Annotated in this window: 13 protein-coding genes; 7 read left to right on the plus strand and 6 right to left on the minus strand. The window is 60.9% G+C overall.

Features of this window, described 5'->3' with window-relative positions:
* Positions 1–13: 13 nt before the first annotated feature.
* Together JOZ76_RS09850 and rocF are read left to right on the plus strand one after the other, a co-directional pair.
* Entirely contained in the window at positions 14–2,764 is a 2,751-nt protein-coding gene (locus JOZ76_RS09850; protein ID WP_291698434.1) for an EAL domain-containing protein, read from the plus strand.
* 175 nt (positions 2,765–2,939) lie between these two features.
* Positions 2,940–3,914, plus strand: coding sequence for an arginase (rocF, locus tag JOZ76_RS09855; RefSeq protein WP_291698435.1), 975 nt, complete (start codon positions 2,940–2,942; stop codon positions 3,912–3,914).
* Positions 3,915–3,950: 36 nt separating this feature from the next.
* Here the strand turns inward: rocF and JOZ76_RS09860 are convergent, their stop codons facing one another.
* The gene (locus tag JOZ76_RS09860) at positions 3,951–5,465 is read right to left on the minus strand and encodes an FAD-dependent oxidoreductase (RefSeq protein ID WP_291698436.1); all 1,515 of its coding nucleotides are present in this window, start codon (positions 5,463–5,465) and stop codon (positions 3,951–3,953) included.
* Between the two features lie 176 nt (positions 5,466–5,641).
* The gene (locus tag JOZ76_RS09865) at positions 5,642–5,965 is read right to left on the minus strand and encodes a hypothetical protein (protein WP_291698437.1); all 324 of its coding nucleotides are present in this window, start codon (positions 5,963–5,965) and stop codon (positions 5,642–5,644) included.
* A gap of 119 nt (positions 5,966–6,084) precedes the next feature.
* On the opposite strand from JOZ76_RS09865, the gene JOZ76_RS09870 reads away from it, so the two are divergent.
* Positions 6,085–7,152 (plus strand): extracellular solute-binding protein, encoded by a 1,068-nt coding sequence (locus JOZ76_RS09870; RefSeq protein ID WP_291698438.1) that lies wholly within the window; start codon positions 6,085–6,087, stop codon positions 7,150–7,152.
* Between the two features lie 31 nt (positions 7,153–7,183).
* On the opposite strand, the gene JOZ76_RS09875 is transcribed toward JOZ76_RS09870, so the two are convergent.
* Both JOZ76_RS09875 and JOZ76_RS09880 read right to left on the minus strand, forming a co-directional pair.
* Positions 7,184–8,419, minus strand: coding sequence for a mandelate racemase/muconate lactonizing enzyme family protein (locus tag JOZ76_RS09875; protein ID WP_291698439.1), 1,236 nt, complete (start codon positions 8,417–8,419; stop codon positions 7,184–7,186).
* 611 nt (positions 8,420–9,030) lie between these two features.
* The gene (locus JOZ76_RS09880; protein ID WP_291698440.1) at positions 9,031–10,011 is read right to left on the minus strand and encodes a transporter; all 981 of its coding nucleotides are present in this window, start codon (positions 10,009–10,011) and stop codon (positions 9,031–9,033) included.
* 120 nt (positions 10,012–10,131) lie between these two features.
* Here JOZ76_RS09880 and JOZ76_RS09885 point away from each other — a divergent pair, with 120 nt between their 5' ends.
* Complete coding sequence (locus JOZ76_RS09885; RefSeq protein ID WP_291698448.1) at positions 10,132–12,024, plus strand: potassium transporter Kup; 1,893 nt, start codon at positions 10,132–10,134, stop codon at positions 12,022–12,024.
* Positions 12,025–12,050: 26 nt separating this feature from the next.
* Here JOZ76_RS09885 and JOZ76_RS09890 read toward each other — a convergent pair whose 3' ends face one another.
* Together JOZ76_RS09890 and JOZ76_RS09895 are read right to left on the minus strand one after the other, a co-directional pair.
* Positions 12,051–13,667 carry an NAD-dependent malic enzyme gene (locus JOZ76_RS09890; protein WP_291698449.1) on the minus strand — a complete coding sequence of 539 codons (1,617 nt, stop codon included), beginning with the start codon at positions 13,665–13,667 and terminating at the stop codon, positions 12,051–12,053.
* A 396-nt stretch (positions 13,668–14,063) separates the two neighbouring features.
* Positions 14,064–14,249: a hypothetical protein gene (locus JOZ76_RS09895; protein ID WP_291698441.1), complete on the minus strand. Its 186-nt coding sequence runs from the start codon at positions 14,247–14,249 to the stop codon at positions 14,064–14,066.
* 546 nt (positions 14,250–14,795) lie between these two features.
* Here JOZ76_RS09895 and JOZ76_RS09900 point away from each other — a divergent pair.
* The 3 genes from JOZ76_RS09900 to JOZ76_RS09910 all read left to right on the plus strand — a co-directional run bounded on the left by JOZ76_RS09900 (position 14,796) and on the right by JOZ76_RS09910 (position 18,335).
* Positions 14,796–15,926: a hypothetical protein gene (locus tag JOZ76_RS09900; protein ID WP_291698442.1), complete on the plus strand. Its 1,131-nt coding sequence runs from the start codon at positions 14,796–14,798 to the stop codon at positions 15,924–15,926.
* Positions 15,927–15,944: 18 nt separating this feature from the next.
* Positions 15,945–17,258, plus strand: coding sequence for a M23 family metallopeptidase (locus JOZ76_RS09905; protein WP_291698443.1), 1,314 nt, complete (start codon positions 15,945–15,947; stop codon positions 17,256–17,258).
* 555 nt (positions 17,259–17,813) lie between these two features.
* Positions 17,814–18,335 (plus strand): hypothetical protein, encoded by a 522-nt coding sequence (locus JOZ76_RS09910; protein WP_291698444.1) that lies wholly within the window; start codon positions 17,814–17,816, stop codon positions 18,333–18,335.
* Positions 18,336–18,866 lie beyond the last annotated feature (531 nt).

Here is an 18,866-nt window from a genome sequence, read left to right on the forward strand (position 1 = left end):
TTGGGGGATCAAAGTGAAGTACTGGCGGCCGCATATTCTTGTTGCTGGTGCGCTGGTTCTTGTTCTGGCCGTTGGTTGGCACGGTGCCCTGCGCAATGCGTTGCTCGATCTCCGGTTTGCTGGCGGATCGCGGCAGCCGACCGGCGATGTTGTGGTGGTCGCGATCGATACCCGATCCATTGAGGACGTCGGGGTCTGGCCCTGGCCGCGGCGGCTCCACGCGAACCTGCTGCGACGGCTGACCGCGGCCGGTGTGCGTGATGTCGTATTTGACGTGGATTTCAGCACGCCGTCCGATCCCGCATCGGATCGTGAATTCGTCGGCGCCCTTGCCGAGGCGGGCGGATCGGTCGTCTTGCCCTCGTTCAAGCAGCCCGGCGCCACTGCCGGAAATCCCGCCTCAGTTCACATCAATCGACCATTGAAAGAGTTCGCCGATCAAGCCTGGTCGGCGATGGTCAATGTGCATGTCGAGGCCGACGGTCTGGTACGGCGCTATCCGTTCGGGGAACAGCTCGAAGGAGAATTCCTCCCCTCGATGAGCGCGGTGCTGGCGGGCCAGTACCGCCGCGGCGAGCCGCCTTTCCTGATCGACTTCAGCGTCCGGCCCGATTCCATTCCAATGGTCTCCTACGCCGATGTGCTGCGGGGGGACCCGTCCACATTGGGCAGGCTGAGAGACAAAAAGGTCATCGTCGGCGGCACTGCACTTGAACTCGGCGACCGCTTCAGCATTCCGAATGGCAGGGTGGTTTCCGGTCCGCTGCTTCAGGCGCTTGCTGCGGAGTCGATCCTGCAGCAGCGTGTGCTGCGCTGGACGTCCGATGCGGTGACGGCCATCGGGCTCTGCCTGCTGGCGTTGACGATGATGATCTCGTGGCGTCGTCTCTCCGCCGGTGCGAGGGTCGCCGTCCTTGCCTCCATGGCCGTCGCAAGCGAAGCCGCCGCGATCCTGCTGCAGACAATCTCTCCCTTTGTTCTGGACACGTCGCTGTTTGATACCGCGATCGTCGGCTATATGGCCGCCATTGCACTCGATGAAATCGACTTCCGCGGCCTTCTGAGCCGGATCGCCGAAAACCGTTTCCAGCGGATCGCGATGGCGCTCGGCGACGGCCTCGTCTGTACCGACCAGAACCATGTCATCACCGTATGGAATCCCGGAGCCGAGGCCATCTTCGGCTACGACGCGGCGGAAATGATCGGGCGGCCATTCGATACGATATGCGCCGTGAACGAGCATGCCAGGTCCGCGCCATTTTCGATCCGCCAGGCGACTCGGCCTGCGGCCTTGCTCCCGGCCGGCACCGTGATCGAATTCAACGGACGCCGCAGCAACGGCGAGGTGTTTCCCGTCGAGGCATGCTTCTCGGGCTGGCAGGGGACGGAAGGCCTGCAGTATGGTGCGATCCTGCGCGACATCTCGATACGGAAGCGCGAAGCCGAACGGATCAAGTATCTTGCAGAACACGATACGCTGACAGGTCTTGCCAATCGCGATACGCTTCACGACGTGCTCGCGGCCATGATCACCGAGGCGGGCCCGAGCGGTGTTGCATTGCTGGTGCTCGGTCTGGACGGCTTCCAGCGGATCAACGACGTGCTCGGACATGCGAATGGCGATTTGGTGCTGCGCGCGGTCGCGGAACGACTGTGCGCGGAAGCGAAGACCGGCCTGGTCGCGCGCCTGAGCGGCGACGAATTCGCCATCGCCGTGCAGTGCGAGCGGATCGATGGGTCGATCGCGGAGTTGTCGGAACGACTGGCGGCCGCGTTCGATCATCCGCTCCAGACCGGAACACGACAGCATCGCGTCAGGATTTCCATTGGCGTTGCGGCCTATCCGGAGGGCGGGCGAACCGCGGACGAACTCCTGAGCAACGGTCACCTCGCTTTATGCCGCGCCAAGGCGATCCGGCGCGGCGCTCATGTCGTGTTCGAAAGCGCGATCAGGGAAGAACTCGAATCGCGGCTGGCGCTGGAGGCCGGGCTGGCGCTTGCAATCGAACGCGACGAGTTCGAACTGTTCTATCAGCCGCAGGTCCGCCTGCTTGACGGTGCGATCATCGGCGCGGAAGCCCTGATCCGCTGGCGCCACCCCGAGCGAGGAATCGTCGCGCCCGGCGAGTTCATGCCGGTGGTCAACACGTCGCCGATCTCGGACAAGATCGCAAGCTGGGTTCTTCGGACGGCGTGCCAGCAGGCCAGGGCCTGGGAAACTGCGGGGTGCGGGGTTCGCGTCGGGATCAACCTGTCACCGTCACAGGTGCAGTCGGGCGATCTCGCGGAGGTGATTGCGCAGATGCTCGAGGAGACGGGCCTCATGCCATCGCTGCTCGAGATCGAGGTGACCGAGGACATTCTGCTTCAGGACGAAGAGAAGGTGTTCGAAACGTTCGAAAAGATTCAAAAGCTCGGCGTCCGCATCGTCTTCGACGACTTCGGCACCGGTTATGCCAGCCTGAGCTACGTGAAGAAATTCCCGCTCGACGGTCTTAAGGTCGACCGCTCCTTTGTCCGCGACCTACTGTTCGACTCAGATGATGCGGCGATCGTGGGCTCGACGATCGGCCTCAGCAAGCAGCTCGGCCTGTCGGTGATCGCCGAGGGAATCGAGAACCGGGCGACCGCGGATTTCCTGATGAGCATGGGATGCGAGGAAGGGCAGGGCTACTTCTTCGGCCGGCCAATGCCTGTCGCAGAATTTGAGAGACGCCTGCTTCCCTCCGAGGGCGAATCAGCGGAAGCCGGACAGGCAGCATAGACCTTCGTCGATTTTCGAATCCGGCGGAACACCGTAAAAGTCCCCGTTTCGCCGTGTTTCACAGGTTAAAACCGTTCCCCCGCTTTGAAAAGTTATTGTCGCCGATCCGAGGTTGGCTTAGGGCTTTTCAGGTTCGCGCTCGTCCAAGCCGCCGGCCAGGAGTATGGGATGAACGGTGATTGATACTCGCCAGACGAGCCCGCCAACGGTCGCACTGCTCGGAGTTCCCGTTGAAATCGGCGCATCTCAACGTGGAACATTGATGGGACCCGCCGCGCTTCGCACCGCCGGCCTTTTGACTGTGCTCGAGTCGCTCGGTCTGGCCGTGACCGATTGCGGCGATCTCGGCGTGGACGGTATTGATGAACTCGCCGACGTGCCTCCGGAAAACGCCAGGCACTACCGCCAGATCCAGCGTTGGGTTCGCGCGCTGAGCAGACGCAGTTATGAGCTCGCGCAATCGGGAGCAGTTCCGATCTTTCTCGGTGGCGATCACACCCTGTCGATGGGCTCTGTGAATGGCCTCGCGCGCCATTGGCAGGAGATCGGACGCGAGCTCTTCGTCCTCTGGCTCGATGCGCACGCCGATTACAACACCCCGGCGACGACCTTGTCGGCCAACATGCATGGGATGTCGGCGGCATTCTTGTGCGGCGAACCGGGACTCGACGGCCTCTTGGCCGAGGAGCCCCGGACGCCACTTGCTCCGGAGCGGCTCGAGCTTTTCGGCATCCGGTCCGTCGACAGGCCGGAGCGGGACCTGCTGCGGCAGCGCCGCATCAACATCACCGACATGCGGGCGATCGATGAATTCGGCGTCGGGGTTCTGATCCGTCGCCTGATCGACAAGGTGCGCGACCGGAACGGCGTGCTGCATGTCAGCTTCGACGTCGACTTTCTCGATCCCTGTACGGCGCCCGGCGTCGGCACCATGGTGCCCGGCGGCGCGACCTATCGGGAAGCACATTTGGTCATGGAAATGCTGCACGATTGCGGATTGGTCCGGTCGGTCGACATCGTCGAACTCAATCCGTTCCTGGATGAGCGTGGCCGGACCGCACGCACGGTCGTCGAACTGATCGGCAGCCTGTTCGGCCAGCAGATCATCGATCGGCGAACGCCGAGCAACGCGATTGCGCCCCAGGATTGAAATCCTCGGCGCAGCCTGCTCGCAGGGGCAGCGCCCTCAGGACAGCCGGATGCGCTTGTCGGAGACATAGCGGTCGAGGGCCGTCGCGCTGGCGCTTGCGTCGGCGAGCGCCACGTAGGTGTCCGGTCTCAGGAGGTACAGGGCGTCGCGGGCAAGACCGGCACGCGCGTGGCCGTCCCCCCAGGGGAAGACGTGAAGTGGCAGATTGCTTTGCGCACACCAGGCGGTGAGCTCGCGGCTGGCCGAGCCGTAGACGTGGACCTGCCAGTCGAGGCTGTTGAGCGGCTCGAAATTGTCGGGGCCGTCAACACCGGCCCAGGGCAGGCGGTCGCCGCCGTGAACGTGGCCGGCTGCGCCTTGGCTCAACGGACCTCCGCGGTAATTCAGCATGGTCTGCGACACCGTGCGGAAGGCAAAGCGGCGCACAGCCTCGAATGCGTAGGCTGCCGGAATCACGAGCGGCGCGATGCGGGTTCTCACGAAATCGGCGAGCTTGCCTTCGGCGCTCGCGAAGGTGAAGACCCGGTCGGTGGTCGCGACCAGCCTGCGGGCAAAGCCGATCCGTTCGGCCTCGTAGCTGTCGAGCAAGGCGTCCGGTGCGCGTCCATTCAGCACGGCCGCCAGTTTCCAGGCGAGATTGATGGCATCACCAATTCCCGTGTTCATGCCCTGCCCGCCCGCCGGACTATGGATATGCGCGGCGTCGCCAGCGAGGAACGCGCGTCCCTTGCGAAAATGCTGCGTCACCCGGTGATGCACATGATAGGTTGAGAACCAATTGATCTCGCCGATCGTTACCTTCATGTGATTGATGGCGCGGTCGCTGACATCGGCGAATGTCAGCGTTTCCGCGTTCACGTTCCTCACTGCACCAATCAATCGCGCCCGACCGTTTCCGGCGAGCGGAAAGATGGCAAGGAAGTCCGCCTCGTCGAGATCGATATGCAACTCGCCGTTCAGGGCGGGACCGCTCGCCTCAATGTCGGCAACGTAGAAGATCTGGGGGTAGGTGCCACCGGGAAAGCCGGTGCCGATCGTTTCCCGCACTTTCGAACGCGCGCCGTCGCAGCCTGCAAGGTAGCGCGCCTCGCAATCCTCTTCATGGCCGTCGCCACGGCGCAGACGCGCGGTGACACCGTCGTTCCGCTCGACAAAACCGGTGAGTTCGGTGTGCCGCTCGACAGACACGCCAAGCTCTTGCAGCCGCGCGATCAACAGCTTTTCGTGCTCGTCCTGAGGGAAGATGTGCAGGAACGGGTACGGCGTCAGCCCGGTCCCCGAGGTGCGCAGCGAGAACTCCGCCTTGTGCGTGCCCTGGACCCAGAAGTTGGCAGCGGTGACCCGATGGCCGTTTGCGACGACGGCTTCCGCGAGATCGAGCTGCCGGTAGAGTTCAAGCGTGCGGGCCTGAACCGCGAGGGCACGCGAGGTCGTCCCCGGTTCGGCGGTCTTGTCGATGATGCGAACCCTGATGCCCAGTTTCGTCAGCCAGAGCGCCAGCACAAGCCCGGTCGGGCCTGCGCCTATGACCAGAACATCGGAAGAGGCCATTTTCTATCTCCGCGGCTTCTCCTTGATGCACGAGCAGCCAGCCAGATATCCCACGTTGCGGCGACAAATCCGGGCGTCGCGAGGAACGGCTCGCATCCAAGTAGCGCGAAGCTTAGACCCTCGCGCCGCGCAATGAAACAAGGCCGCCAGTCCGGCGGCCTCCAAACTTCCGTGATTTATCGTTCCCACCACCACCAGTCAGTATGGGTCCTCCGCCAATCCGCATGCCGCTGCTCGTTCCTGCCGATCAGGATGCCAAAGCGAATGCAGGCTTTGCGGTCGCCTTGCTCACAAAGCCGGTGGAAACCGATCATCTCGGCTTCAATGGCGTCCTGCGCCCGCGCAGGCGTCGCGACAATCGTCGCCATGCCGGCAATCGTGACCGCGACCAGCGCCGCTGTTATCAATGGCTTCAAGCTCATTTTGTCTCCGTTGTTGATTGAGCCCCGCGGGAACCTATGAACAAGAAGCTGAATGCAATCTGAATTGGCCTCGATCATCGGGTGATGGTGCCGATCGATGGACCCGGCTTCTGTTGTCGCGGCGATGTGATAGCTTGTCGTGGATTTGTAACAGCGCCGTCGCTCAAGCAACGGTGTGCAGCGGGTAGGAAACACCAATGCGAAATCGCCGATGGTTACGCCGCGACGTGCTGAGGGCTTCGGTCTCGCTTGCGGCAGGTGCGATGTTTGCCGAGCCGCTGCGGGCTGCACCGCCTCCGGCTTCGGCAGTCACGCCGGACTTGATCGATGCCGCGCGCAAGGAGGGTAAGATCTCCTACTATTCCGCGCTCGAGCTGAACGTGGCCGAACGTCTGGCCAAGACATTCGAGGCCAAGTACGCGGGAATAGCGGTTCGCGTCGAGCGCTCCGGCGCCGAGCGGATCTACCAGCGGATCGCGCAGGAGCAGGGCAGCGGCATCAATGCCGTCGATGTGGCGAACTCGACTGATCCCGCGCATTATCTGGACTGGAAATCCAAGGACTGGCTCGCGCCCTACCTTCCCGACGACGTCGCGAAGCATTTTCCCACGGATCAGGTCGATCCTGACGCAACCTATGCGACATCGTGCGGCTGGATCGAGACCATCGGCTACAACACCAATCTCGTGAAGGCGGACGAGGCGCCGAAAAGCTATGCGGACCTGCTCGATCCGAAGTGGCAGGGCAAGATCGTCAAGGCACATCCCGGCTACAGCGGCGCGATCATGACCGCGACCTTCGTGCTGTCGCGCGAACTCGGCTGGGGCTATTTCGAGAAGCTTGCCCAGCAGAAGGTGTTGCAGGTGCAGTCGGCTGCCGATCCACCCAAAAAGCTCTTGTTGGGCGAGCGGGCTGTGATGGCCGATGGCAACGACTATAATCTGCTTCTGCTCAAGGAGCAGGGCAAGCCGGTCGAGGTGGTCTATGCCAGCGAAGGCTCACCGCTCATCATCGTCCCCTCCGGTGTGTTTCGGAGCGCGCCAAATCCGAATGCCGCACGGCTGTTTCAGAGCTTCTTTTTCAGCGTAGAGGGGCAACAGCTTCTGGTCGATGAATTCGCGCATCGTTCGTTTCACGGCCAAATCAAGGAGAAGGCCGGCAGGCAGCCGCTGTCAGCGCTGAAACTGCTGAAGTCTGATCCGGCCGCCGTGCTGGCGCAGGGCGAGGACATCAAGGCGCGCTATGCAAAGCTCTTCAGGGTTTGAGATCTGGTCGATGCCCCCGCTCACTGCGCGGCTAAGACAGCTTTCGTCCGTAGTTCAATAGGCCGCCACTTGTTTTCGGCGGGTGCGCGCGAATACCGTCTTCGTTCGGCTCAGTGCCCCATCCGGGCCGGTCCGGGATGATCAGATGGCCATCCTTGATCTCAGGCAGATGGGTGAACAGCTCGTGATCCCACGCGAGACGATCGATATCGATTTCCATGATGCGCAGATTCGGGACCGCTGCGCAGAAATGCGCATTCATCATCGAGCAGAGGTGGCCGTAGAAATTGTGCGGCGCGACGTTGACCTCAAAGGCTTCCGCCGCGGCCGCGATCTTCATCGATTGCCAGACGCCATTCCAGGGCGTGTCGATGATGGCGACGTCCATCGCCTGCTCGCGGAAATAAGGCAGGAATTCGCGCAACCCCAACAGCGTCTCGCAGGATGACACGGGGTGCGGACTTTGCCGCCGGATATAGCCGAGCGCCTCCGGATTAAAACTGTCAATCTCGATCCAGAACATGTCGAGGTCGACAATCGCGCGGAGGATCTTCAGATACCCTTCGGTCTTGGCGTTGAAATTGAGGTCGAGCAGGATATCGATGTCGGGGCCTGCCCCATCGCGGATGGCTTCGAGATGCATGCGCAGATCGCGCAATACTTTGCGGTCGACGTTGAGCGCAGGCTGGAACGGTGAGCCGAAGCCGGGCCGCCAGCCCGTAGGCTTCCCGTCTGCATCATAGGTGAAGATATTGGTCTTCAATGCGGTGAATTTCTTTTCTCGCACCTCGGACCCGATGGCCTTGACACCATCGAGATCCTCGATCGGCGGGGTATACCAGCTCGGATGATTGATCCGCCAGGTCGCGCAGTGCGACCAGTAGACGCGAACGCGGTCGCGGATCTTGCCGCCGAGCAGCTCGTAACAGGGCACGCCGAGAAGCTTGGCCTTGGCATCGAGCAGCGCGTTTTCGATTGCGCCCAGCGCCTGCGCCACGACGCCGCCGGCGGCCGGGCGTGTTGCTGCGTAGAGCTCGGCATAGATGCGCTCGTGCTGAAGGGCGTTCTGCCCGACGACACGGGCGGAAAGACGCTGAATTGCTGCACCCACGCCGGGAGAGCCAAAACCTTCGTCGAATTCGCTCCAACCCGTCACACTGTCTTCCGTCGTGAGCTTGACGAAATGATAATTTCTCCAACCTGCGTCGGCACTCAGGATTTCAATGCCGGTGACCTTCGAGGGTCTTGTCGCGGGCTTTTCTGTCATGATTGTCTCCCAGCTCATCGATCCGAGGTTGCTTGGTTCGGCTTGCTCGACCTTGCCTGTTGGTTCTGTTCCGTGGAGCGACACGGTTTACGAAAGCTGCCCCGTTTTCGTTGGCTGGTGTCCGCGGCAGGCTCTGATGTCTGCGGAACCGATGCGCTTCAAGTGATTCTAAAATGCCTTTTAGCTCAGGACAACTCGTCGCCGTCTTTGCCGTTCACAATTCACACAACAAGGCGCTTTTGGGGAGGCTCATATGTGGCGCATCGGCATTCGACTTTTGGTGTGTGCGACCGGCATCTTTGCGGTTTCATGTGCGAGTATCTCGCCAGGATATGCACGCGCGAGCGGACGCGCGATCCCTGCCGGGATACGGAGCGCACCGATCGATTGTCACCAGAAATTTGCGACGCGCTTGCCTGCATGCAGCGATCGTCGCCACATGCCGGCCATGACTTTGCGTCTCGTTTCGGCCGCTCACACCTGATCAAGCCGCATTTCGAACATCTCCGTTGTGACGGCGGGGCAGCTTTGCGAGAAGACGGGCCGCCTCCGCCGCAAATGTGTCTCAAGCGGCAACCGCTGTGGCCGATCAGAGATTGTCAAGGTGGCGATCAGCGGAAGAGTCCGTCAAGCCGGAACGAATAGCCCACGCCGATGACATAGGCGGGGGAATTGTGATTGAGTCCGAAGGCGACGTGAAAGTCGAGCTGTTGGGTTCGGCCAAGACGATAGAGCCCGCCTGAATTGATGAGCTGTGACGGGCCGGCATGCTCCGGATAATCGCCGACATATTCGGCGAAGATGCTGAAGGTCTCGGTGAGCTTTTTCTCGACGGCGAAGCTCGCCTCCGTCACGCGCTTCATCGTCGGTTCCGCTGGGCGGAAGAACTCGGTCAACATGCCGCTGAGGCCCCAGCCGTCGTTGAGTTCCCAGGACCACGGTGACTGCAGATAGGGCTGTGTCCCCCGACCCGCGACGTCTGCAGTACCCGTCGGCAACGCGACGCCGGCCACCACGGACAGATCGATCTTGCCGGGGACCGGGCTGATCTGCCATTTGACGGCGGGCGCGACGTCCAGGAATCCCGAGCTGCCCGGCGCACGAAGCTTTGAGACATAGGTTGGCAGGTCGACCAGCAATTCCAGACAGGGAGCAATCCCAAGCCGCCAACGCGTGTTTGTCCCGTCCAGAATGCGTCCACCGTCCCGCGCGCTGAAATTGATGCCGTTTTCGCTCTGGAAGCTGCCGACCGGGACGACCAAGCTCGAATTGGTCAAGTCGGGGCGGTCGGTTGCAATCTTGTCCCGTTGGCTCGGGCAGGAATCCGCCCACGCCCCCGCTGTGCCGAGGGTGAGCAGGACGAACGACAGGCACGCGCTCGAGTGGGGCCGGCGTGTCGCGCTTCGGGGCAGGGGGAATTGCATTGCCGACATCGGGAACTTGGGTTTTGTTTCACGCCAGGCGGGACGACGAACAGCTTGCCGAACCGCTCTGTCCGTCGTCCTCACGATCCGGCGGGATGCAATATTATTCCCGGGTGATTCTTTGTCGCTGTTCGGTGCTGTTTCACCGCGGGTGGTTTTGCCGTACATGCCGTGCCAGTCGCTTGGCTGTCGCAATGACCGGCGATAATTGCTAAGAGGGCGGAGCCTCCGCGACGATCGCGGAGCGTGGTTGCCAAGCTTCCCGATCTCTTTCCCGAATTTCCCGACATGGGCCTGAGTGAAAGCCTTAACTCCGTCGCGCGGCATGGCCCCCAGGGGCGGCTGAGTCTCCTTGGCCTTTCGGCGCTCGGTATCGTTTTCGGCGATATCGGGACGAGTCCGCTCTACACCTTCAAGACCATCCTGGGCGCGGCGGGGACAACTCCAGATGCCGGCGCGATCCTCGGCGCCCTGTCGCTCGTGCTTTGGACGCTGCTCATCATCACGACCGTCAAATATGTCCTGTTCGCAATGCGCGTCGACAATGATGGAGAAGGCGGCATTCTGGCGTTGATGGCTCTGCTCGGCGTCAAGAAAAAGAACCGGCCGACGATCGTCGCATTCGGACTGTTCGGGGCTGCGCTGATCTATGGCGACGGCGCGATCACGCCGGCGATCTCGGTGCTGTCGGCGCTCGAAGGCCTGAATATGGCAACCCCCGCGCTGCAGCCCTATGTGGTTCCCGCGTCCGTTGTCATTCTGCTGGCGTTGTTCGCCATCCAGTCGCAGGGCACGACGGCGATCGGGCATCTGTTTGGCCCCGTTATGCTGCTCTGGTTTGTCACCATCGCCGTCATGGGACTTCTCGGCATTGCCAGGCACCCCGCGGTTTTTGCCGCGCTCAACCCGGCCTACGGCTTGTCCTATTTGTTCTCGAGCGGGACGACCGGCTTTCTGGTTCTGGGCGCGGTTTTCCTATGCGTCACTGGAGCCGAAGCGCTCTATGCCGATATGGGCCATTTTGGCAGCAGGCCGATCAAACTGGCATGGTTTGCCGTCGTCTTTCCAAGCTTGATCCTGAACTATGCCGGTCAGGCCGCACTCGTGCTCGACGGCGCGTCGACCGAGGGTAACATTTTCTTCAGGCTCTGCCCCGATCCCCTGCTGCTTCCGCTGATCCTGCTCGCGACGATCGCGACCATCATCGCCAGCCAGTCGATCATTACCGGTGCCTTTTCGATGACGCGGCAGGCCATTCAGCTTGGCTGGTTGCCGCGGCTTCACATCAAGCAGACGTCGTCGGAGGGTTATGGGCAGATCTACGTCGGCGTCGTCAACTGGCTGCTGATGATCGTGACGCTTGGGCTGACGATCGGCTTCGGCAAGTCCGACAATCTGGCCTCGGCCTATGGCATCGCGGTCTCGCTGACCATGCTGATGACGTCGGCGCTTCTCTTCATCGCGATGCGAGAGATATGGGGCTGGTCTTTGCTTGCGGCTGCGGCCGTCGCGGCGTTCTTCCTGATCATCGACGGTGCTTTCTTTCTCGCCAATCTGACCAAGGTCGCCGAGGGCGGATATGTGCCGCTGGTGCTCGCGATCTCCGTTTACGGCATCATGTGGATCTGGCATCGCGGCGCGGCGGCGGTCTCGGCCCGGATGAGGGAGTCGTTGATCCCAATTCCGCAGTTCATGGCGGATATCGCCGCGAGGCAGGTCCCGCGGGTCCCTGGAACGGCGGTGTTTCTGACCCGGACGGAGCAGGACACGCCGCCGGTCATGGTTTGGCACGTCAAGCACAACCGTGCTCTGCACGAGCACGTCTTCGTGCTGCGCGTCGAAATCCTCTCAATACCGTGGATTTCCTCCAGCAATCGCCTCACGATCGAGGAGGTTGTGCCAAACGTCTGGCGTGCGCATGCCCGTTTCGGGTTCATGGAGCGACCTCATATCCCGGAGCTGCTCTCGGTCAGCAAGCTTTTGGGATGCACGATCGAGCTGGCCGACGTCACCTACTATGTGGGCCATGAAACGGTGATCCGTCGCCAGGACGGAGAGGGCCTGCCGGCCTGGCAGGAACGCCTGTTCGCCGTCATGGAACGCAACGCCGAGCATGTCAGCGATTTCTTCAGGCTACCGAACGATCAGGTCGTGGAAATCGGACGGCAGGTCGCGATCTGAGCGGCACGTTCCGACTTGCGGCGACCTCAATACTGCGGATCGTACATCTGCGCCTGGACGAGGCCCAGGACATCGTTTGGAGCCGGGCCGTTGGTGAGGCCGTTTTGATAGGCCACACTGGCAACCGCTGCTCCAATCTGCGCTGACACTTCGCGGATCCGGGGCAGGGCAGGATACAGGCTGCCTTGGGCGAGGTCGGCCTCGGTCACGCAATTCGCCAGCATGTGGGCGGCCGCCATGAACATCTCGTCGGTGACCAGCCTTGCGCCGCTCGCGATTACGCCAAGGCCAACCCCGGGGAAGATATAGGAGTTGTTGCCCTGGCGCGGCACGAACGTCTTGCCATCGAGCTTGACCGGATCATACGGACTGCCGCAGGCAAAGATTGCGCGACCCCCAGTGTGGCGATAGGCCTCTTCGGCCGAGCATTCCGCTTTTGATGTGGGATTCGACAGCGCGAAGACGATCGGTTGTTCGTTGATCTCGGCCATTGTGCGAAGCACATCCTGAGTGAAGGCCCCTCCGACGGCTGCGACGCCGATGATCGCCGTCGGCCGCAGTGTCCGGATCGCCGTCAAGAAGTCTGCAATAGGCGCCTGGTCGTGGGCATAGCGAAGCTTGTGCGCATTCAATCCGGTTCGGCCCTTCGCGACGAGACCTTTCGAGTCCACCAGCCAGTTGCGCCGCAGCGCTGCGTCCTCGGAAGCGCCCTCGGCCACCATGGCCGAAACCACGAGGTCGGCGATGCCCGTTGCGGCTTCGCCCGCACCCAGGAAGAGAATGGTCTGATCCCTGAGCTTGCCGCCGTTTACCCGCAACGCCGAGAACAGGCCGGCGAGCGCCACCGCGGCGGTGCCCTGAATGTCGTCATTGAAGACACAGGCCTGGTCGCGATATTTGTGCAGCAGGCGGAACGCCGAATGGTTGGCAAAATCCTCGAACTGGATCAGCACGCCGGGAAAGGCTGCGCGCGCCGCAGTGACGAACTCATCCACGAATTCATCGTAAGCGGCACCGGTCATACGCTTCTGGCGAAGGCCGATGTAGTAGGGATCCTTCAAGAACTCTTCATTGTTCGTACCGACATCGAGCATGACCGGCAGGCACAGCTCCGGATGCACGCCCGCGCACGCCGAATAGAGCGACAGCTTGCCGACCGGAATGCCCATGCCGTTGGCGCCAAGATCTCCGAGCCCCAGAATGCGCTCGCCATCGGTCACCACGATCAGCTTCGTCGCATACGGCCAGTTGCCGAGAATGTCGGCGATCCGGCCGCGATCATTGGCCGAGATGAACAGTCCGCGCGGCCGCTGAAAGATCAATCCGTATTTCTGACAGGCGAGGCCGACGGTGGGGGTGTAGATGATGGGTTGGATCTCATCGATGTGGTCACAGACGATGCGGAAGAACAGCGCCTCGTTGCGATCATGCAGGGCGTTCAGCGCGATGTACTTCTCGAGATCGCTGGACAAGCTGCGCAGCCAGGTGAGGACCCGTTCGACCTGCGCCTGCATCGACATCACGGCGGCGGGCAGAAAACCGCGCAGCCCGAGCGCCTCGCGCTCCTGCTCGGTAAAGGCGATGCCCTTGTTGAGCAATGGATCGCGCAACAAGGCAAGGCCACGCGGCGTCTGATATTGCATGGAGCGGGCGAGGATCCGGTCGGGCTTGGTCAAGGCATTCCCCCACGACGTTTCTTGTTGGTCCGAACCTCACGCGTTTGAGGCGGGCCGATTGAGGAAAGATCAGGCGATCACGGTCCTGATTTGTAACCCATGTTAGCACCAAACTTATGTCGCAGCGCACCAATGATGTTGTGCGCGCGCGCTCCGGGTTTGTGATTGTTCCTGTCCTGAGGCAGGCGGGGAGCCGTTGGCCCGGCCGGGCGAGATGTCGCGTTCGGCATGGATCAATCGGCAACGCATCTCCGATTGACAGGCCCGGGCAAATCACCCGCATATTGCCATCATCGCAACAGCAACGCCCCGGCCGATTCCCGGCCGCGGACGTTTTCATTCCGGTCAGGCGCTCTCGGAGCGCTAGCGGACGCTGACGAACGACGCCCAGAGCGTGGCGAGGATCGCGCCGACGAGCACATAGTGCGGGCTATCGCATAACATGCTGCCGTAACGGCAGACCTCGACGCCAACGGAGCCGAGCTCGCGCTGGCCGGCCGAGTAAAACAAACCCGAGAGAATGAACAGAACGACGGCGGCGAAATACATGAGCACCTTGCCTGAGCGATGCGGTCATGCGCTCTTCGATCGCCCTGTTGACACGTCGGGCAAATCAGCGGCATATTGGCATCATCGAAATAATGATAGAGCCCGTGCCGCGAAATCGGTAGCGGGCTTTTTCGTTTCAGGACAGCAACTTGCCGCACCGGCTTCAATTTGCCGACTTCGTTCCCGACATTTTCAATCAAATTAGAGTCGTCGGGCAAGTCACAGGTACGGTGTGATCAGCGCCAGAACTTGCGCAGGCCGCGGTACGAAATCCTCGCGGGCTTTTTTCTTTCTGCGGCGTTCAAGAAGCAGCGGTGCGCATGCGCAGGCTGATCTGTCGAGGTGCCATCATTTCAATCGACATGAAGCCGGTCGGCGTCGCCAATCGTGTCGCTGCGTCCGTTGACGATGTTCTCATTATGTTCTAGTATGTCCTGCGTGCATCAAAATTCATCTCTAGGTTGAACGAGCGCAACCTCGATCGTTATGCCGACAAGCCGCTTTTTTTGACCCGTAAATGAGTGGCGACACGGGAGAGATCATTACATGTATTGCGCACATCACATCACTCGGGTGGCGCGGCTTTCGATCCAGAGAGTCACCCCTGCGGTGATGCTCTTCTGCTTGCTGGCCGCGGTCATGGCGCCTGCACATTCGGCCGCGGCGGAGGTTCGCAAGTTGCCGGCGAGAGTTGCGGCGGCCTTTGATCTCGATGATATCATAGACAATGTGCGCTTTTGCTATGACCGAGCACCGGAGGTCATCTATTTTCGATATGATCGTGCGGGTAACCGCACCTCGGTCGAGGCTCGGTCGATCGATGGCGTCGTAAGAACGGTTTTTGTGTTTCCCGGCATGGGCGACCCCAACTCGCTGTCTTGCTCGGTGGATGGTTCCACCATTGCAGCTCTCAGCAGTCAGCAGGATTACTTATACATTTTCCAGGCGTCTCAACTATCGACCTATAAAATCGTTCATTGGCGGCTGTATTCAGTTGGAGGAGAGTATTCGCTGCTCTCCCCGGCCGGATCCATGATCAGCACTCTCGATGAGCCAACGCTTGTCTCGGGACCAGATGCGTTGGCGCAGATGCGATTTCTCAAGGCACGACTAGACGAGCGGGTCTTCTTCGAAGGCGGATATGCCTACATCGATGAAGATAATCGGACCATAGACGTCTATCGCTACGCAGACGGCTGGAAGCGGCTGCGCTCGATTGCGATGCCTGCTGGTTTTGGTACCCGTGAAATCAGCCGGTGCGGAAGTCATCTGGTCGCAACGGTGACAGACGATAACAATGCCCGATTTCTTGCATTCGAGCCGCAGGGCACGGTCAACCCGGATTGGTTGAACCGCATTGGCTTCAAGGCGCTGTTGAGAGGTTTCAGCGACCTGGTGGAGATTCATGGCAGGTACGGACGATGTGCGTTCCCCTTGTCGCCAAAGCGGGATGTGCGCAAGCTCCTACTGGGGATCGCAACTCTCGATGACCACGGCATTTTGAGGTTTGCCATCGAAGGACCTCCGATGGCTCTTTCCGACGACGACATCCGTCTCACCAAGGATGGATGCTATGCTTTGCTTTCGGCGTTCAGACAGGTGCCGAAGATTCCAGAATTTACAATGCGGCAACAGGCGGTGGTGCTGAAATTAGCCGCGCCTGGATGCGATTTCTGATCCTGAGAGAGATTGCTCATGTCTTACAACTATCCCGGCTTCAGGCTGGCTCATCCATTTCCTGAGCCTCGACCAAAGGAGAAGTTCGGATACCACGGCGGGGCCGACTATGCGGCAGAGGCGGGCACGCCTGTGCCAGCCATGTTTGGCGGGACTGTTTTCAGGAGCGGCTACATCAACGGCTATGGGATGGCCGTTGTGATTCGAACTGAGACTGCAAAAGGCCCCATCTACACGCTTTATGGGCACCTGGGTCCAAACGGATTACCCAAGGTCACGAACGAGGATGGAACTCACACCGTCATTCAGCCGGGGCAGCCGGTCGGAGAGGTCGCGACGAGAGCCTTCAACGAGACGTTCAATCTACACTACAATCCTCACTTGCATCTCGAGATCATTAGCGGCAAGGCGATCCTGAATCCGAAGGCTAATTTTGGCATAATATCCAGCGATTTGACGCATCGAGCGAACCCTGAAACGTTTGACATCAACAACCCGCAATTTCCTTACGAAATCGCCGGGCGTCCGCCGAAGCCTGGTCAGGCACCAGCCAATAGTCCATTCGTGACTCCATCAAGGCCGCCGCTTCCGCAGGGCGCGTTGCGAGCTAGTCCGGCTTCGCCCGCACCGACACAGCTCTCGCCGGGCATGCCCATTCCCGGCGCAGGAGGACCAAGTTCAATCGGCGGTCCCGACGGTCCAACGCCTCTTGTGCCTCCAGGGGGTTCGCAGGTGCCCCTTGGTCCGCAACTTCGCGCACCGACGGTCTCTCCACTGAACTTCGCTCCCGAGGCGCCGCAGAAATTCAGCCCGCTTACGTTGCCCCGAGGTCCGATGCCGACGCCGCACGCGATCGGCAATAATCCGACGCGCGACCTGAGCGGACGATTTGTCAATCCATCCGCGACTTCGCCGTTCGATGCGGGGGCGCCGCCGGTGCCGTTTGTCGTGAGCAGCAATCCGCTGGCTCTCGTGCGGGCGGCGTCGCTCGACGATCGCTCCCGAGTGCCGTCGCCTCCGATCGCGCCGCCCGATCCCGATCAAGGGCAATCCGGCGATACGGCCCAAGGTGCTCGCAAAAATATCCGCGTCTTGACCGGTCGCTTCGCCCCCTCGAACCGCGGCGGTGGCGCGCCGGGGAGGTCTTCACCGCCGCTTGCTCCGAGTCCGGCAGCAGAACAGAGCGGCTGGCCGCCGGCGCACGCCGACCGGCGGCCGGTGCCCGAGCATCCAGTTCCTCCGCCGCCGTCGATCTACGGTCTGCCGGATCCGTCCGCCAACAACATGGACGACTGGTTCAATCGCTGGATCAAGCCCCTCTTCGATCGGTGACGGGCAGCGCTTTCACCGCCCTGAAGCCTTTGAAAGAGCCGCGCGGATCGGCGTGGTCCCCACGCCGAACGTCTTGTATCGTGTCATTCATCGAATTCTGTTTTTCGATATTTTGCGTTTGACACGTCGGGCAAATCACTGGCATAGTGGCATCATCGCCAGGAGTTGCACAGCCCGCGGAACGAAATCCCGGCGGGCTTTTTCATTTTCCGAATCGGACAGCGGCCGCGCGTCACGACGCCACACCCCTCTCTCCGCGTCGTCGCTCACAGGCCGTCGTGCGAGCCTTGTTGCCTCCGCAGTTCCACACTTGTCGGAATTGATCTAGCCGAGCAGCGCTCTGTTGAGAGCATCGGAGCGCGCCGTTGCTCGTGACAGCGGAAACGCTCGGGCTAACGCTATCGGTGTAGCAGCGGTCTTGACGTTGTTCGCGTTATGTTCTAATGAAGAAGCGACTACATCAACTAAAGATTGTGTACATCGCATCTGAGGCCGCAAGCGTCTACCGCATGTTACGAGACCAACATCGCTAGGCGAAGCGCGACGTAACGACCCATGAGCAGCGAAAGCGCAGATAGGGAGCTGGCCCTAAGACTCATAGCCTTATTGTTCGTTTGTATTCCCCTAGTCGTGTTTCTCGCGTCGTCACTCGGACTCATCGCGCTGAAGCGGTTATCGAGGCTTCCGCCATGGGCGGCGCGTCTCGCGGCCCCGCCGTTCTATCTCGTTTCATTGCCCATTGCCACGGTGACCGCCGGACTGCAGCTATTCATATGGATTTCTGCGGGGCTTTATCTGTTCTTTAGACATTGGCTTAGCTGGCCGGACGTCTTTATCGAACTCTGGATCATTTTTGCCGGGCTGCACGTCGAGACGCTTTTGCCCGGAATGTCGTTCGTATGGGTGTTCGTAAGCGCATCCCTCTTATGGCGGACGGTATGGAAAGAGGACGGGCGGGGATCTATTTCGAAAAAGGCGCAGCAGCGGCGTAGAGCTTTACTTCTTTTGCTTGCCTTCATGTGGGCCTGGGGGAGCATAGGATATTTAGTCTACGTCTACGTGGTAGCCCGCCTCTGACGTTGCTGGCGTCTACGAACGTTCTGCAAACGCCGTCAGGAGTGCAGCGTAAACCAAGCAGCGTGCCGGAACGAGCGCTCGTGCCCGAGTTGGCCTGGTGGATACCGCTGATGGTGCTGTCCTGTCATCACCTGAGCGGCGGTCCCCACCCCGAAGGCTCGTGTCGTGTCAATCACCGAATTCTGTTTTTCGATATTTTGCGTTTGACACGTCGGGCAAATCACTGGCATAGTGGCATCATCGCAAGGAGTTGCACAGCCCGCGGAACGAAATCCCGCGGGCTTTTTCATTTTCCGAATCGGACGGCGGCCGCGCGTCAAACTCCTCGTTTGGGACAAGATGTTCGGGCTCGGCACGACCGATCCGCTTGCAGGCTTCGCGTCCACGACCGCGAATCTCATCGTATCCTTTCATTTTGCCAAACGGGGTTTCGAAAATGTGGCAAAGATCATCAGGCGGTAGTCATGCTGCGCGATGAAGACATCAGGACCATCGTCGCCGAGACATTGGCCGAACAGCAGCGACTGCATC

Origin of the sequence: Bradyrhizobium sp. (assembly GCF_019244115.1) — a bacterium.
In the GTDB taxonomy this organism is placed as follows: domain Bacteria; phylum Pseudomonadota; class Alphaproteobacteria; order Rhizobiales; family Xanthobacteraceae; genus Bradyrhizobium.

Coding starts and splice junctions, on each gene's coding strand:
- JOZ76_RS09860 (WP_291698436.1), bottom strand. CDS start 5,465: ATGGCCTCTTCCGATGTTCTGGTCATAGGCGCAGGCCCGACCGGGCTT.
- JOZ76_RS09865 (WP_291698437.1), bottom strand. CDS start 5,965: ATGATCGAGGCCAATTCAGATTGCATTCAGCTTCTTGTTCATAGGTTC.
- JOZ76_RS09870 (WP_291698438.1), top strand. CDS start 6,085: ATGCGAAATCGCCGATGGTTACGCCGCGACGTGCTGAGGGCTTCGGTC.
- JOZ76_RS09875 (WP_291698439.1), bottom strand. CDS start 8,419: ATGACAGAAAAGCCCGCGACAAGACCCTCGAAGGTCACCGGCATTGAA.
- JOZ76_RS09880 (WP_291698440.1), bottom strand. CDS start 10,011: ATGTACGGCAAAACCACCCGCGGTGAAACAGCACCGAACAGCGACAAA.
- JOZ76_RS09885 (WP_291698448.1), top strand. CDS start 10,132: ATGGGCCTGAGTGAAAGCCTTAACTCCGTCGCGCGGCATGGCCCCCAG.
- JOZ76_RS09890 (WP_291698449.1), bottom strand. CDS start 13,667: ATGCAATATCAGACGCCGCGTGGCCTTGCCTTGTTGCGCGATCCATTG.
- JOZ76_RS09895 (WP_291698441.1), bottom strand. CDS start 14,249: ATGTATTTCGCCGCCGTCGTTCTGTTCATTCTCTCGGGTTTGTTTTAC.
- JOZ76_RS09900 (WP_291698442.1), top strand. CDS start 14,796: ATGTATTGCGCACATCACATCACTCGGGTGGCGCGGCTTTCGATCCAG.
- JOZ76_RS09905 (WP_291698443.1), top strand. CDS start 15,945: ATGTCTTACAACTATCCCGGCTTCAGGCTGGCTCATCCATTTCCTGAG.
- JOZ76_RS09910 (WP_291698444.1), top strand. CDS start 17,814: ATGAGCAGCGAAAGCGCAGATAGGGAGCTGGCCCTAAGACTCATAGCC.